Source organism: Lacrimispora algidixylanolytica (assembly GCF_003609635.1).
Taxonomy (GTDB): domain Bacteria; phylum Bacillota; class Clostridia; order Lachnospirales; family Lachnospiraceae; genus Lacrimispora; species Lacrimispora algidixylanolytica.
Window position 1 is genome coordinate 1 of record NZ_MCIA01000015.1, and the last position, 16,226, is coordinate 16,226.

A 16,226-nucleotide genomic window follows, 5' to 3' on the forward strand; every position below is an offset into this window, starting at 1 on the left:
AGAGATTTATCTACAAGTGTTACTTTTGATATATTAGAAGGTTTATCAACTGAAGAAAGTAAAAAAATAGTAAGTAAGCACCAATTTGAACATCAATCAGATAAATTATTTACTCAATATATGATTTTGCCAGAACGACTTCATGTTTCAGAGGTAAAATGGATACTTGATTCTGTAAATAAAACTCATTATGAAAATTCAAAAATGAAATTAATGTATGATTTAAGGAAAAAGAATAAGGATTTATTTATATATTTAAATGAAAATGTAAGTTTCCAGATGATCGATAATCATGATTTATCATTAAAAAGGAATTTAGTTTTATATAATAGTTTGAATCACCAAATATTTTATCTTGATAATAAATACGAATATGTAATAAAAAAATTAATGAAAGGTATTTCTATAAAAGAATTAATAAGTAATTCACAAGGAGAATTGGTAGATGAAATTAATAAGATGATATACTTTGACTTTTTAAATATCAATAATAAAGATCATAGTGATAAATACTTGTTAAACTTTGAAAGTACTGATTGTATATTAAATGATCAATATGTTGTTAAAGAAGCAAATGATTCTGGGATTATATATTTGCTAAATTTAATTACTTATGATATGTGTAAAATCAATAAATTATCTCTTTTGTTATTGGAGCTTTTTAATAATAAGTGTTCTCTTCAACATTTAAAATCTGAGTTAAAAAGAAATAATTTAGGTTTTGAAGGAAAAGATCTAAGGAATTTTTTTTCCATTATGCTACATTCAAAGATCTTAATACCTTTAGAATAATTATAATGAATGGAGGTGAAAATATAGACAAACAGTTACTAGAAAAACTTAAAGAACTTGTAGAAAATGAAATAATTGCTGAGAGTTTGGATAACCAAGATTATGTAATGAAGTATGCAAATTGAAATTTTAATGATTTCATCTAAGAGTACTTGGCCTTAACTATTGTTTTATAAAGAAAGAACTGTTGTAAAAATGGATAATATATCAGTTGGACAACAGTTCTTTTTGTGTGGAAAGAATTTAGATTTTTACAGCTGAAGAGGAAAGTAAAACATCTCAACAATCGTCAATATAATTAAACTCAAAAATGCGGTTATCTGTTTAAGAAATGTTTATATAAAATAAGCACTTGCTAAATACATAGACGTAATATGATTATGTTTGTAAATATGTAGACATTTTTACATTTTAAGCATATAATTGAATGCAAGAGCAATATTTATATCAATTTATATTTCTTAGTTTTTGAAATATAAATGAAGCGAAGTAGGAACTCATGGAAAGGGTATTAAGAGATGATGAAAGAATTTGAAGAAAGAAAGTCATTATGGGAAGCTACACAAGATGAGTTAATAAAAGGTTTTTACGAAGATTGTAATTGTGTATATTGTTTAATATGTAAAGAGACCTACATCAAAGGAGAAATATATTTATATGAGAATCATTTTTATGATGCATATAAAATGATAGAGATACATAGTAAAGATAAACATGGTTCGATGTTAGATTATCTCTTGAGTTTGAATTGTAAATTTTTAGGGATTTCGTCAGCTCAACAGTTTATTTTAAAATTAATGGCAGATGGTAAGTCTGATAAAGAAATTAGTGAAGAAAAAGGCATATCCTGTTCTACAGTAAGGAATCATAGGTATAAAATGCACGAATATGAAAAGCAAGCAAAATTGTTTTTAGGAACAATGGAATTATTCAAAAATAAGGAGAAATCTATGAAATTGGAAGATTCAACAATTAAATTTTATGATGCACATAAAACCGCTACAATGATTGATGATCGATATAATGTTACAGTTGAAGAGAAGAAAAAAATCATAGAAAAATACTTAGATCAAGACGGTATTATAAAACAGATGCCTGCAAAAGAAAAGGCAAAGATTATAATATTAAGAGAAATTGCCAACAATTTTACACCTGGAATACATTATAAAGAAATTGAAATCAATAATACTTTAAAAAAAATACATACTGATTTTCCATACATTCGTCGTTTGCTAATTGAATATGGCTTTTTAGATCGAACAGATTCTTGTTCGGAATATTGGATTAAGGAGTAAATGATGGTAGAAGATATTAACTTTAAAAAAAATATAGTTTTATTAATTATGGGAAGGTTAACCTCGAAATTTGGTGTGGCTTTTTATCTTATTGTTTTACCTTTATTTATTCTAAAAAGTTCAGGGAGTCTAGCATGGTCGGGTATTTTTTTTACGTTATCTTCGTTGCCCGCAATTATAGTTACTCCATTTTTAGGCATAATTGTGGATAGAATTAATAAAAAAAACATTATTGTTATATGCGATTTATTAGCAGTAATATTGTATATTATACTATTAATTGCCTATAATTATAAAGATTTCTTTTTATGGATCTTATTATTTGTAACTATTCTACTAAATGTAATAAATAATATTTTTGAGATAGCATCAAAAGTATTATTTACAGAGATTGTACCTATAGACTCAATCGAAAGATATAATGGTGTAAAAAGTTTCGGTGATAATGCAGCCTCTATTATTGCACCTGTTATAGGAGCACTTTTATATGGTTTATGGGGATTTAAGATAATCTTATTGATTATGGTGTTTCTGTATTTTATATCTGCCGTTTTAGAATATTTAATAAAATATAATTCCATAGAACTAGATATGTCTGCGAAATTAAATTGGTTTAATGATTTTATCCAAGGAATACATTTTGTTTGGAATAATAAAGACATTTTAAAATTTTTTATATTAGTAATGGCTTTGAATTTTTTTGTAGGCGGTAGTGAAGAGATAATGAATCCAGGAATTCTAATACAAAAATATGAAATATCTGATTTATTATTTGGTTTCACCTCAACTACAGCAATTATTGGAACAATTATTGCTGGAATATTTATTTTTAAAAACCAGAAGATTAAATTACAAAAATATATGTATTATTTCATTGTCATAAACAGCATACTGATGATAATGACTGGTTCATTATCCATATTATTATATCCGATGAAAACAGTATATTTTTGTTTGTTTCTAACAATACAGCTTCTAATAGGTTTTTTTACTACGTGCGTAAATGTGCCGTTAAATTCATATTTTCAGATTTATACTCCCTTAAAATTCCAAGGCCGTTTTTTTGCATTACTGGCTTTTAGTGCTAGTTTATTTGTACCACTTGGAATCCTTTATTCTGGATTTATTTCTAGTATTATAGGTCCCGACGTAACTTATATCGTAAATAATATGTTCATTATTTTTATTATATTTTTGATAATAAGAAAAGGAAACAATAAATTCATACTTATTTGATTTTGATATATTGAACCGTATATACTTATAGAGTTTGGGGGGAGGGAGTGACTTGTTAAATATTGCAATATGTGATAATGATCCTGTAATATGCACTCAATTAGAAGAAAATATAATGGTATTTCAAGATAGCACGAGAAGGCAATTTGAGGTAGATGTTTTCTATTCAGGTGAAGAATTATATAAGTACATTGTGAATGAAAAATTTTATCATTTGATATTTCTAGGGATAGAATTTGATACAATTAATGGTATTGAAATAGGGCGAGGAATTAGAGAGGAGAGAAATGATAATGTAACACAAATCGTTTACGTCTCAGTAAATGAGAGATATGCTATGAGATTATTTGATATTAGACCGTTGAATTTTCTAGTAAAACCATTGAGAAATGAAAAAATTGAAATGGTGTTAAAAACAGCAATTATGTTAATTGATAATGAAAATCCATGTTTTGAATTTAAAACTGGCCGTATATACATAAGAGTACCGTTTAATGAAATAATTTATTTAGAAAGTAACAAGAAAAAAGTAAAAATATTTGGAATAGATGGGGTCTATGAATTTTATGGTAAGCTTACAGATGTAATAAAGCGACTTCCTTGTCAAGCTTTTTTACAAATACATAAATCTTATATCATAAATTATACATACATATTGTCTTATCAATACGAAAATATAGAGATGTCTAATAAGAAAGTATTACCTATTAGTCAACACAATAGAAAAGACGTTGGAAATTGGATCATTGGGCAGAAAAAGGAAGATCATTATGACTATTAAAAAGTAGGGAATCGTAAATTTCATTACTATAACATTCGTAGTATAGTTAGTATTGTTTTTTTGACTTGCTTCTTTAGTAGCTGAATTCTCAAAAATGAAATGTTCTATTGCCGTTCCTGGGAAGGTGTATCTGTTGATGACTTTATCCAGGAAGTAGACTGCTATATACGTTGGTACAATGAGAAATGTATCAAAATGTCACTCGGGGCAATGAGCTGATAGCAGTGCAGACGTAGTCTGGGACTGGCAAGTTAAGTCCAAGAATACGTCTGCATCCCCATTTACTCTTGCACTGGAATTTACTTTTTCAAGTCAGGATTACTGGAATATGCTATTTTGCCTTGTAGAACCTAACATGAAAGTTATATACAAAAAAAAAGCATTCATTTAAGTCTATTAACATGTATTTTTCTATTCTATTGGTATTATTTGGTTAACCTAACAAAGTCAAATTGCTCGGTGGACAATAATAAACACTCAAAGATATATTATTACTGACGCCTTTCCAGGTAGTGATAAACAATAGAGTTTATTACCCGCTGCAATATGAAAAGTATAAATATCTTCCCTATTACCTATGCTTCCACACGAAGTAGAGCCAGCTTAAAATCCAAAATTAATATACTGAGAGCCATATACTTGCGTTCATCAACGCTGTTAATATAGGTTTCTTTTTTTGCTTTCATATTTGGACTGATGGGTAGGGAGTTGATAATAAGAAATACGGATTAGTTGCACAATTGAACTAAATCCAAAATCAAATCCCATCGCCAAAATTAAAATAGAATAGTAATGAGTATTTACGATGAGACCTATTACAATTAGGGTAATACCAACGATAAGTCCGAAATAAATGGTTTCTTTTCTTTCATTTTGTTTCTTCCTCATAAATAAATAGATCTTCAATACTCATTTCAAAGTATGGAGCGATTTTGAAAGCTAATAGTATTGATGGATTGTAACGACCGTTTTCTAAAGAACCTATTGTCTGTCGGGATACTTCCAAAACGGCAGCTAATTCTTCTTGTCTAATATCTTTTTGTTTTCTTAATTCTTCTAACTGATTTCTCAATAGATCCTCCTTTCTGATGTAAAGTTTGCTTTCCATAACTTTCTTATACTCGTTAAAAAGTAAAATGTCAAATATACTTTCCGCTTTTTGGTAGATATTAGTTTTCTTAAAAATAATGTTTTAATGAAATAGCATATAAATCATGGGGTGAATAGTAGCGAAAAATGGCGCGCTGTGCCGCATTTCTTACATGTAATATAAATATTGGGTAAATATCGTATAATGAATTAACAACATGATGTAGAGCAAAAAAAGTACAATTTAATTATTTAGAAAGATGTGGAATTAATAGAAGTGCCGGTGTTAATACCACAGGTGTCGCCATTATTGATAGAAGAGTGCATTGATCAATTATCAAAACCAGGATTTCCACAAATAAGGTTAATAGTAAGTGGAATTGAGAGGTTTCCTTAAAAAATCATAATAATTGTTGACAAAAAGGTTCTAGTGCAATTAAGCGAGTTTATACAGGTTTTATCAGCTGCATAAAGACAGCCTTGATTATAATATGCCAAGAGTTATGATCGTTGATAGAAAATTGGATGTAATGCGGTTTCGAGTAGCAGTAAATGAATTAATTCATCGATTTGAAGTTCTTAGAATGAATTTCCAACTAGATGGTGAGATACCTGTTGCCATTGCCGGAAGAACCATGGCAGTAGGTGTTATCCGAAACAGAATATGGAAATGCGAGTGTAGATACAACAGACTATACCTTGATGAAAATGTATCTTCTTGAGTCAATTAAGGATTTTTCTGTACATAATGAACTTGCAGCGGGGGAGCTGAATCTTAACGGTGACATTGATGCACTGGATTTTGCCGTTTTAAAAAAGTACCTGCTGGGTGTTATTTCAAAATTACCTTATTTTCCTTAAAGATCATATACTCTAATCATGCTGCCGTGCATCTGTCCTTCGGGATATCGGCGGTTTAAAGATAAGTTTATTTTATATTACACAATAAGGTAGTGAAAGGGGGGCGTGAAAACTTAAAGATAAGCAATACGAATGCAGTGTACTTACTAAAAATGAAGGAGGTTAAAATGATGACGTAACGATGAATTAAGTCTAAAGGTAGGTTTTCTGTTAAATAACCAAAAAAGAAAGGAAAAGTAAAAATGGAATCAAAAACCTTAAAGAAAGAAATAAGCAGGAAATTGAGACAAACATTTTCCATACTCGCTTTACTTCTTGCTGTACTTCTCGCAAGACCTGTATGTTCAGTGGCGGCGGAAACGCTCCCAACCTCTCCGCCGTCAGGCTATGACCAATTCAAGAGCAACATTCCACACGGTCAGGTCAGCTATATTACTTATCAGTCCACGGCGACAAACAGCCAGCGGAGGGCGAGAATTTACCTGCCACCAGGGTATTCAACGAATAACAAATACAGCGTCATGTATTTATTGCATGGCATTGGCGGGAATGAAGACGAGTGGTACAACAACGGCGCACCGAATGTCATCCTTGACAATCTCATCGCTGCCGGTAAAATTCAACCCTTTATCCTTGTATTACCAAACGGAAATGCGACGGGATCTGGAGTAAGGGATGGCTGGGAGAATTTCACGAAAGATTTGATGAATTCTCTTGTACCCTATATCGAATCACACTATTCCGTTTATACTGACGCCCAACACCGGGCGATTGCCGGCCTTTCACAGGGTGGCGCCCAATCGCTGAATATCGGATTGCCGAACGCGGATAAATTCCCCTATACCGGTGGCTTTTCCTCCTCGCCCATCACCAAACAGGTTAACCAGCTGTTTCCTGACGGTGGGACTAAGGTTAAGGCAAATTCAAAACTGCTATTTCTCTCCTGCGGAACCTCAGATGGACTTATATCCAATAACAATAGGGTAAGAGATTATTGCAAGTCCAATAATATACGCTATACGGAATGGCTTCTCCCGGGTAAGGGCCATGATTGGAGTGTGTGGAAGCCAAGTCTGTGGAATTTTGCCCAGATGGCGTGCGCAGCAGGATTTACGGATCAGACCACCCCAACACCAACCCCTGACCCTAGATCGGCATTTACACAGATCGAAGCAGAGAGTTTCGACAACCAGTCTGGAATCCAAACCGAAATTTGTAACGAGGGCGGACAGAATATCGGGTATATCGAGAATGGGGATTATGCTGTTTACAACAATATCGATTTCGGCAACGGTGCCGCAAATTTCCAGGCCAGAGTAGCCAGCGGCGCCAGTGGTGGTAATATTGAGATCAGGCTGGATAGTATTACCGGTACTTTGATCGGGACTTGTCCGGTTGCAGGAACCGGTGGTTGGCAGACTTGGACCGATGTAAAGAGCAGTGCCAACGGGGCAAGCGGAAAACATGACGTTTATCTGAAATTTACAGGCGGAAATGGATACCTATTCAATCTTAACTGGTTTAAATTTACGACGCAATACAGCATGGAAATCCTAGGAGGTGTAGACGAACAAAGTCTCACCTCTACGCCTGCAATGACACTCGTACAGACAACAACTCCAACACCAAATGCTGCTAAATTCCACTGTTTTCTGTTATTAGGTCAATCCAATATGGCAGGTTATGCTTTGGCACAAGCTTCTGATAAAGTGGAAGATCCCCGCGTGTTGGTATTGGGGTATGATAATAATGCTGCACTCGGACGGGTAGCCAATAAGTGGGATGTGGCATCTCCACCTCTTCATGCTTCCTGGCTTAATGCTATCGGCCCTGGAGATTGGTTTGGCAAGACCATGATAAAGAAAGTCCCGGCTGGTGATACGATCGGACTGATACCCTGCGCGATTAGCGGTGAAAGGATCGAGACATTTATGAAGTCGGGAGGCACCAAATATAATTGGATCCTCAACCGTGCAAAACTTGCACAGCAAAATGGAGGCGTCATTGAAGGCATCATTTTTCACCAGGGCGAATCCAACAGCGGCGACCCAAATTGGCCCGGCAAGGTAAAAACACTGGTGGAAGACCTTAGAAAAGATCTGAACCTGGGGAATGTTCCTTTTATTCCTGGTGAACTGCTTTACAGCGGTCCTTGTGCAGGTCACAATACGTTGGTAAACAAACTGCCTTCCATGATTACGAATTGCTCGGTAGTCTCTGCAAGTGGTCTGGTAGTAGACCCTGGCGATACACAATACCGTCTCCATTTTAGTCATGATTCATCAGTTACCCTGGGCAAGCGATATGCTGAAAAAATGATTCAAGCCCTCGGCTGGTGAGTTGGCATGTAAAACCTATGATTTTACCGTCTTTAAAAAGTACTTGTTGGGTACAATTTCCAAGTTAGCTTATACGCTAAAAAGTATGTTTTAAAAACAAGGAGGAAACGGGTATGTTAAAAAAGAAGGCTTCCAAAAGAAGTGTTTTATTAATTCTCTCTTTGATAACTGTATTATGCAGTATATTCACTTTTACTGTCTTTCCGATAGCTACATCCGCTGCGACTCAGGCAACCTATTATGTTTCACCGACAGGAAGCGACACCAACCCAGGAACGCTTGCAGCACCCTTCCAAACAATCGCAAAGGCGCGCGACGCTGTACGCATGATCAACAGCAATATGACCGGAGATATCTATATTTATTTGCGGGGCGGAAACTACAGCATTACCAGTACCGTTACTTTCGGACCACAGGATTCAGGGACAAACGGATACAGGATCTATTACCAGGCATACCCGGGTGAAACGCCTATCTTGAACGGTGCAACAAAAGTTACAGGTTGGACTCAGCATAGTGGCAATATTTATAAGGCTACGCTCAATCGTTCGACCAAATTGAGAAACCTTTATGTGAATGACCAGAGGGCTTCTATGACCAGCAAAACCGTCACAGCCCGTGGAGGATACGGGACATATTCTGTAACTGCAGGACAGGCTAGTTGGGCATGGACAAGTGGCAGTAAGAGTGATGGGGTTCAGTATAATACATCGGATATACCGGCAATTTCCAGAAACAAAGATGATCTTGAGATCGTAAACGGTACTACCTGGAATGAGAATATAGTTTGTACTAGGGATGTCATTACATCCGGCAGTTATAGAGTGCTTCTTTTGCAGCAGCCTTATGGGGCGATAGCACAGACTCCGGGGTGGGGGGCAGCCTTTGGTGCTTCCGGTACCCATACGATTTATAATGCCTTCGAATTCCTAAATTCTCCTGGACAATTTTATTTTGACAAGTCGGCCAAAACGCTTTATTACTATATCCGTCCAGGTGAGAATATGACCACTGCCGATGTAGAGGCTCCTGTTGTAGAGAAGCTGATCGACATCGCAGGAACATCAACGACTAACAGGGTCAAAAATATCACCTTTCAGGGTATTACTTTTGAAAATACGGATTACAGCCTTGTGAATGTTGCAGGCTCACACGGTAAATCTACATGTCAGGCTGCACAGGCATTTACCGCTTTTTATAACGACAATTGGCACAACACCAAGTATGATCTTGTTGATACATTGCCGGGAATGGTCAACGTAAGCAGCAGCGATTCCATCAACTTTATAAGAAATATAGTAAAGCACAGCGGCAATGATGGAATTACCATGGTAAACGATGTTATAAATTCCAGTCTTATCGGCAACTACATCACGGACATCACATCCAGCGGCATCACGGTAGGGCATCCGCAGCATGTTTATATCGGAGATGGTGGAAACCATGCAAAATATGCTCCCGGAGTAGAAGGGATTTGTAAGAATAACACCATTAACAATAATATGTTGTACAACATAAGCACGTCTCACGGATTTTGGGGATGTGCCGCCATCACGGCTTACTTTGTGGATACCCTCAAAATAACGAATAACCATGTTCAATCAACAGCATACAATGGAATTCATTTAGGATGGGGATGGCGTAATTTCACTGACTCCACTACCTGTAAAAACAACACAGTAAGCAATAACCGGATTATTAATACCTTAACCAGACTTCATGACAGCGGAGCCATCTATACCATCGGACAGATGCCGGACACGAACATTAACCAGAACTATGTCAAGGGAATTCCTCCTGCAACCTCTGGTCCGACCTATGGTTTGCATAACGATGAAGGAACTGCCTATATCAATGAAAATGACAACGTACTGGATATTGATCCTGGGGTAAAGTATACCATCAACTGTGAGGATTTTGGAGAAAAACACGATTTAACCATACTGCGGACCTATGCCACCGTAAGTAAAATGGGCGTTAATCCTCCAAACAGTAAAATTGATCCCCCGGTTGTCGTACCGGATAACGTATGGCCTTTGACACAGTACACCACCTGTTTGAATTCGGGAATCCAGGAAGCATACAGGGATATTATCCCGGCAAACTTGCTTTCAACACAGGATTATGTGTTCCCCGCAAGTTGTGCGGCTGAAGCCGGAACTAGCATAAGTATAAGGAGCAGCGGGAATTCTTCAAATACGGTTTGGTTTGCCCCGGCTGGAACAACCAGTTTTGTCGAGGGACCTACGATGACGAAAGCGGAAGGAACTGCGACAACGACTACTGCCCCAGTCGCTGCCGGTACGTACCGGTTGTGTGTAGTAAATTCACAAGGCATGAAGCTGGGTGAATCGGCGGCACTGCTCCGAGTAAGCGGAACGCCTTCACAGATTGAAGCGGAGAGTTTCAGTAACCAATCGGGTATTCAATCGGAAACCTGCAGCGAAGGAGGACAGAACATTGGGTATATTGAAAATGGGGATTATGCCGTATACAATAATATCAATTTCGGCGCCGGAGCGGCAAGCTTCCAGGCCAGAGTAGCCAGCGGTGCCAGTGGAGGGAATATTGAGATCAGGCTGGACAGTCTTACTGGTCCTTTAGTAGGAACTTGTTCTATCACCGGGACTGGCGGTTGGCAAACGTGGGCTACCAGAACCTGTAGTATCAGTGGAGCAAGCGGGAAGCATAACGTATACTTGAAATTTACCGGTGGGAGCGGTTACTTATTCAATCTAAACTGGTTCCAATTTACCGGGGGAAGTGCAACTTCCACACCGACTAAAGCGCCAACTCCCTAATATGTGGGTAGAGATCTCAAGATTTCCCCGTACAAAATGACGTTGCAGCAGGGGACTTAAATCTTGACGGTGTTATTTCCAAATCATCTTATTCGCTTTAAAGATAGTGTACTCTAATCATACTGCCGTGTATCCTGTTTGAGATACACGGCGATATAAAAGAAAGGAGAAATAAAATATGAGACTAAAACCCTTAATGAATGAAATTGGCAGAAAAATAGTACCGGCTTTTTTCACTCTTGCAGTACTTTTAGCAATGCCTTTAAATTCAATGGCGGCGCAAGCGCTCCCAACCATGCCGCCGACAGGATATGACCAAGCTAAGAACAACATTCCGCACGGGCAGATCAACAATATTACTTATCAATCATCAGCAACAAAAGGCCAGAGGAAGGCGAGAATTTACTTGCCACCAGGATATTCAACAAGCAAAAAATACAGCGTTCTGTATTTATTGCACGGTTACGGCGGGAGTGAAGGTGATTGGTTTACAGGCGGAGGTGCAGCCAACGTCATTATGGACAACCTTATTGCTAATGGCAATACTCAGCCATTTATCATTGTAACACCAAATGCTAATACATCGTCAATATCTGATGATAAGCTTCCGGATGATATACTCAACAGTCTTATACCATACATCGATTCACACTATTCCGTTTATACTGACCGCCTTCATAGAGCAATTGCCGGTCTTTCGTATGGTGGTCCACAAGCATATAATATTGGGTGTACAAATATGAACAAATTCGCCTATGTTGGAGGTTTTTCAGGCGGCGGACCTGTTGCCTATCCGACCAGCAAGTTGTTTCCCGATCCTGCAGCTACCCGTCAGCAGATGAAGCTATTGTTCCTTTGCATTGGAACCAATGATAATTTATCTTACAGTAACGGCATAGCTAATTTTTGTAAGAACAATAGTATCCCTTGCACCTATTATCAAATTCCAGGAAGAGGTCACGATTGGACTGTTTGGAAACCAAGTCTGTGGAATTTTGCACAAATGGCGAGCGCGAAAGGATTTACGGATTATGGCACTCCAAGATCGGCATTTACACAGATCGAAGAAGAGAGTTATGACAACCAGTCTGGAATCCAAGCCGAGACCCAAACCGAGACCCAAACCGAAACCCAAACCGAAACTTGTAACGAGGGCGAACAGAATATCGGGGATATGGAGAATGGGGATTAAGCAATCTACAACAATAACGATTTGAGCGGTGGTGCGGCAGGCTTCTAGGCTATAGAAGCCTGCGCCGCCAGCAAAGGTGTAACCGCTGGGTACTATTACGAAATTATCATATTGATTGGGGGTAAATCTATGAAAAAAGTATGTAAAGTTGTAGTTTCTCTGTTGGCTATTTCCCTATTTCTTTCAACAGAATGTTATGCAGACAATCCAATCGTACAAACGAACTATACTGCGGATCCTGCACCGATGGTCTATAACGGGACTTGCTATTTGTATACCAGTCATGACGAGGACACCATCGTCAATAATTTTTATACCATGAATGACTGGAAATGCTATTCATCCACCGACATGCAAAACTGGACGGATCATGGATCACCGTTGTCTTACAATACATTCAGTTGGGCGCAAGGCGATGCATGGGCAGGCCAGGTTATTAATAGGAACGGGAAGTTTTATTTTTACGGTCCAATGACCCGCAAAAACGCTGGGGGCGCAAGGGTAATTGGTGTAGCGGTATCAGACAGCCCGACCGGGCCGTTCACGGATCCTATCGGGAAACCTTTAATCACCAATCACGGGGCGCAGGATATTGACCCTACCGTATTCATTGACGACAACGGACAGGCGTATCTCTACTGGGGGAATGGTAACCTCTATTATGTGAAATTAAATCAAGATATGATTTCATATTCAGGCGGTATTGTTCAAGTATCTCCGAAACCAGCGAATTTTATTGAAGGCCCGTGGTTCTACAAGCGTAATAATTTATATTACATGGTATACGCAGGTATGACTGGAGGATCCGAAAATATCTCCTATGCTACTAGCAACAGTCCTACCGGGCCATGGACCTCTAAGGGAACAATTATGGGGTCGCAAAACAGCTATACAAACCATCCGGGAGTAACCGATTATAAGGGGAATTCCTACCTCTTTTACCATACCGGTGCTTTACCGGGAGGCGGAAGCTACCATCGTTCTGTTGGCTTAGAACAATTCAAATACAATGCAGATGGCACAATTCCCAGTATTCCAATTACCAAAAATGGTCCGAACCAGCTTAGTAATCTAGACCCATATGTCAAAACAGAAGCTGAAACAATTTGCTGGGAATCCGGTGTTGAGACAGAAAAATGCAGTGAAGGCGGAATGAATGTAAGTAATATCGAAAACGGGGACTGGATAAAAGTAAAAGGTGTAGATTTTGGTTCCGGTGCGGCATCTTTTGACGCAAGAGTAGCTTCGGCAACTAATGGCGGGAATATTGAAATCCGTCTTGACAGCGAGACAGGGAAACTGGTGGGAACTTGTGCTGTTCCAAGTACCGGAGGTTGGCAGACCTGGACAACTAAGTCCTGTAATGTAAGCGGCGCAACAGGAGTACATGATCTATACCTGAAATTTACCGGCGGAAGCGGTTCTCTATTTAACTTCAACTGGTGGAAGTTCACCCGTACAGGTGAAACTCCACCTTCTGGCCAGACATCGGCTTTTTCACAGATAGAAGCGGAAAGCTACAACACCCAGTCTGGAATTCAAACCGAAAGTTGCAGTGAAGGAGGGGAGAGTGCCTCGTATATCGAAAACGGGGATTATGTAGTTTACAACAATATTGATTTCGGCAATGGTGCAGAAAGCTTTAAGGCTAGGGTAGCCAGTTCCTCCAGCGGAGGTAATATTGAGATCAGGCTTGATAGTCTTACCGGTCCTTTAGTAGGGACTTGTCCGGTTGCCGGAACCGGAGGTTGGCAGACTTGGGCTGATGCAATGTGTAGTGTCAACGGAGTAAGCGGAAAACATGACTTATACCTGAAATTTACGGGAGGAAGCGGATACATATTCAACCTTAACTGGTTCAAGTTTACCGGTGGAAGTGTAACCGCCGGAGAACTCAAGGAAGATGTGAGTGTCGATGAACAGACTATGCCTTGATGAAAATGTACCTTCTCGGGTCTATTACGGATTTCCCGGTACAAAATGACCTTGCGGCCGGGGACCTGAATCTTGACGGTACAATTGATGCACCTGATTTTGCCGTTTTCAAGAAATAGCTGCTGGGTACTATTACGAAATTACCTTGTTCGCCTTAAAGACGTGCGCTCTAAAGTTGTTTACAACAATACCGTTAAATTCAAATAAGGAGGAAATTGTGGATTATGAAAAAAGTTTCGATATTTATTATTGGATTAGTTTTATCACTGGTATCTTTCAAGGTAGTACATGCTGCTTCATCATACATTGATTATTTTAAAGCGACGCCGATAATAGATTCCCTATCGTCGTCCTGTTGGGGTGCCGCGGCAGTGGGCCCTCGTGATCAATCGAACGGTTTGGAAGACAGGACCATGTCGAAGTATGCTTATTGGGATGGAGGAATCATCAAGGGGCCGGATGGCACGTATCATATGTTTGCCAGCCGGTGGAATCAATCTGCCGGTCACAACGGGTGGTTTGGCTCTGTGGCTGTTCATGCGACGAGCTCCAATCTGTATGGACCTTATACGGACAAGGGTATGTGCTGGCCGAACGATCAGGGCGGTAAAGGTCACAACGTGGTTCCGTTGCAACTGAAAGACGGGCGGTTTGCTATCCTCGTGAGTGAAACCAGGCGGCCGGCGGACATTTTTGTCTCCAATTCCCTGGATGGGCCATGGTCAAAGCTGGGTAGTGTATCGATTACTTCAAATGCTTACTCATCCAATTATACAGCGTCGAATGTTTACATTATGCTTCGTCCGGATGGACGTTATGGGTTGATTGAAAGAGATGGGGTAATTGGTATTGCTGATAATGTCCTTGGACCTTACACCATTCAAGGAACCAATATTTATGCGAAGACTCCCGGTTGTCCGACAGGCAACATGGAAGATCCGGTTATGTGGTATAGTGGTGGCCTTTATCATATTATTGTCAATAAGTGGGACACACGTAAGGCGTATCATATCACTTCAAAAGATGGTATCAGCAACTGGAAATTAGAACCGGGATACGCCTATGACCCGACAGCGAATTTTATCCGCTATTCAAATGGCACGGTCAATCATTGGAATAAATTAGAACGTCCCAATGTGTATATGGAGAATGGCCATGTGGTTGCGATGACACTCGCGGCGATAGACGTTGCAAAAGACAAAGACTTGGGCAACGACAGTCATGGCAGTAAGGTTATCGTCATTCCGTTTGACGGTGCCGGATTAGATTCCGGGGGTGCTCTGCCAACTCCTGACCCAAGATCGGCCTTTACACAGATCGAATCGGAGAGTTACAATAACCAATCGGGAGTTCAAACCGAAAGCTGTACTGAAGGTGGGGAGAGTGTCGGATATATCGAAAACGGGGATTATGCAGTTTACAGCAATATTGATTTCGGCAGTGGTTCTGCAAGCTTTCAGGCCAGAGTCGCCAGTGCCACTAGCGGAGGGAATATTGAGATCAGGCTGGATAGTCTTACCGGAACTTTGATAGGGACTTGTCCGGTTGCCGGGACCGGGGGTTGGCAGACTTGGGCGGCTGCAACGTGCAATGTTAGTGGGGTGAGCGGAAAGCATGACTTATATCTGAAATTTACGGGAGGAAGCGGATACTTATTCAACCTGAACTGGTTCAAATTTGCTACAGGAAGTAATTAAGGAAGCTTGGGTGGTACCGTTGACGCACTCGATTTTTCACTGCTCAAACAATATTTACTCGGTATTATAACGACGTTCCCTGGACAAAGTGCGGTATAAACTACCGGCGATTTGACATCGTTTGTTCGATTGGCCATTCGAATCAAGAATGGTCAATCGGTATAACTAAATGACCCGCTGATGACATGTTTGATAATTAACATTTTGA

Annotated in this window: 12 protein-coding genes and 2 pseudogenes; 13 read left to right on the forward strand and 1 reads right to left on the reverse strand. The window is 38.9% G+C overall.

What is annotated here, in order from left to right; translation table 11 throughout:
- The 5 genes and pseudogenes from BET01_RS21580 to BET01_RS22320 form a co-directional block, all read left to right on the forward strand.
- The coding region (locus tag BET01_RS21580; RefSeq protein WP_158585029.1) for a hypothetical protein at positions 1-792 on the forward strand (792 nt) is incomplete at its 5' end.
- A gap of 518 nt (positions 793-1,310) precedes the next feature.
- The gene (locus BET01_RS10320) at positions 1,311-2,087 is read left to right on the forward strand and encodes a DUF2087 domain-containing protein (RefSeq protein WP_243117182.1); all 777 of its coding nucleotides are present in this window, start codon (positions 1,311-1,313) and stop codon (positions 2,085-2,087) included.
- A 3-nt stretch (positions 2,088-2,090) separates the two neighbouring features.
- On the forward strand, positions 2,091-3,323 hold the full coding sequence (locus BET01_RS10325; RefSeq protein ID WP_158585030.1) for an MFS transporter: 1,233 nt from the start codon (positions 2,091-2,093) through the stop codon (positions 3,321-3,323).
- Positions 3,324-3,375: 52 nt separating this feature from the next.
- Entirely contained in the window at positions 3,376-4,104 is a 729-nt protein-coding gene (locus tag BET01_RS10330) for a LytR/AlgR family response regulator transcription factor (RefSeq protein WP_158585031.1), read from the forward strand.
- An 87-nt stretch (positions 4,105-4,191) separates the two neighbouring features.
- A pseudogene (locus BET01_RS22320) lies at positions 4,192-4,323 on the forward strand (IS3 family transposase); the annotation flags it as partial.
- A 649-nt stretch (positions 4,324-4,972) separates the two neighbouring features.
- Here BET01_RS22320 and BET01_RS10345 read toward each other — a convergent pair.
- The gene (locus BET01_RS10345) at positions 4,973-5,176 is read right to left on the reverse strand and encodes a helix-turn-helix transcriptional regulator (RefSeq protein ID WP_120196727.1); all 204 of its coding nucleotides are present in this window, start codon (positions 5,174-5,176) and stop codon (positions 4,973-4,975) included.
- Positions 5,177-5,654: 478 nt separating this feature from the next.
- Here BET01_RS10345 and BET01_RS10350 point away from each other — a divergent pair.
- The 8 genes and pseudogenes from BET01_RS10350 to BET01_RS10380 all read left to right on the forward strand — a co-directional run.
- A pseudogene (locus BET01_RS10350) lies at positions 5,655-5,915 on the forward strand (hypothetical protein); the annotation flags it as partial.
- Complete coding sequence (locus BET01_RS22525; protein ID WP_243117187.1) at positions 5,902-6,054, forward strand: dockerin type I domain-containing protein; 153 nt, start codon at positions 5,902-5,904, stop codon at positions 6,052-6,054. The pseudogene BET01_RS10350 and the gene BET01_RS22525, both read left to right, overlap by 14 nt.
- Before the next feature lie 242 nt (positions 6,055-6,296).
- Positions 6,297-8,393: a sialate O-acetylesterase gene (locus BET01_RS10360; RefSeq protein ID WP_120196730.1), complete on the forward strand. Its 2,097-nt coding sequence runs from the start codon at positions 6,297-6,299 to the stop codon at positions 8,391-8,393.
- A gap of 113 nt (positions 8,394-8,506) precedes the next feature.
- Positions 8,507-11,194: a carbohydrate-binding protein gene (locus BET01_RS10365; RefSeq protein ID WP_120196731.1), complete on the forward strand. Its 2,688-nt coding sequence runs from the start codon at positions 8,507-8,509 to the stop codon at positions 11,192-11,194.
- Between the two features lie 178 nt (positions 11,195-11,372).
- Positions 11,373-12,386, forward strand: coding sequence for an alpha/beta hydrolase (locus tag BET01_RS10370; RefSeq protein WP_243117184.1), 1,014 nt, complete (start codon positions 11,373-11,375; stop codon positions 12,384-12,386).
- A gap of 129 nt (positions 12,387-12,515) precedes the next feature.
- Positions 12,516-14,321 carry a glycoside hydrolase family 43 protein gene (locus BET01_RS10375; RefSeq protein ID WP_120196732.1) on the forward strand — a complete coding sequence of 602 codons (1,806 nt, stop codon included), beginning with the start codon at positions 12,516-12,518 and terminating at the stop codon, positions 14,319-14,321.
- Positions 14,322-14,326: 5 nt separating this feature from the next.
- Entirely contained in the window at positions 14,327-14,440 is a 114-nt protein-coding gene (locus tag BET01_RS22530) for a hypothetical protein (protein WP_243117188.1), read from the forward strand.
- A 294-nt stretch (positions 14,441-14,734) separates the two neighbouring features.
- Positions 14,735-16,018 (forward strand): carbohydrate-binding protein, encoded by a 1,284-nt coding sequence (locus BET01_RS10380; protein WP_330512730.1) that lies wholly within the window; start codon positions 14,735-14,737, stop codon positions 16,016-16,018.
- The last annotated feature ends 208 nt before the right edge of the window (positions 16,019-16,226 follow it).

Coding starts and splice junctions, on each gene's coding strand:
- BET01_RS10375 (WP_120196732.1), top strand. CDS start 12,516: ATGAAAAAAGTATGTAAAGTTGTAGTTTCTCTGTTGGCTATTTCCCTA.
- BET01_RS10360 (WP_120196730.1), top strand. CDS start 6,297: ATGGAATCAAAAACCTTAAAGAAAGAAATAAGCAGGAAATTGAGACAA.
- BET01_RS22530 (WP_243117188.1), top strand. CDS start 14,327: ATGTACCTTCTCGGGTCTATTACGGATTTCCCGGTACAAAATGACCTT.
- BET01_RS10370 (WP_243117184.1), top strand. CDS start 11,373: ATGAGACTAAAACCCTTAATGAATGAAATTGGCAGAAAAATAGTACCG.
- BET01_RS10380 (WP_330512730.1), top strand. CDS start 14,735: ATGTCGAAGTATGCTTATTGGGATGGAGGAATCATCAAGGGGCCGGAT.
- BET01_RS10325 (WP_158585030.1), top strand. CDS start 2,091: ATGGTAGAAGATATTAACTTTAAAAAAAATATAGTTTTATTAATTATG.
- BET01_RS10365 (WP_120196731.1), top strand. CDS start 8,507: ATGTTAAAAAAGAAGGCTTCCAAAAGAAGTGTTTTATTAATTCTCTCT.
- BET01_RS10320 (WP_243117182.1), top strand. CDS start 1,311: ATGATGAAAGAATTTGAAGAAAGAAAGTCATTATGGGAAGCTACACAA.
- BET01_RS22525 (WP_243117187.1), top strand. CDS start 5,902: ATGTATCTTCTTGAGTCAATTAAGGATTTTTCTGTACATAATGAACTT.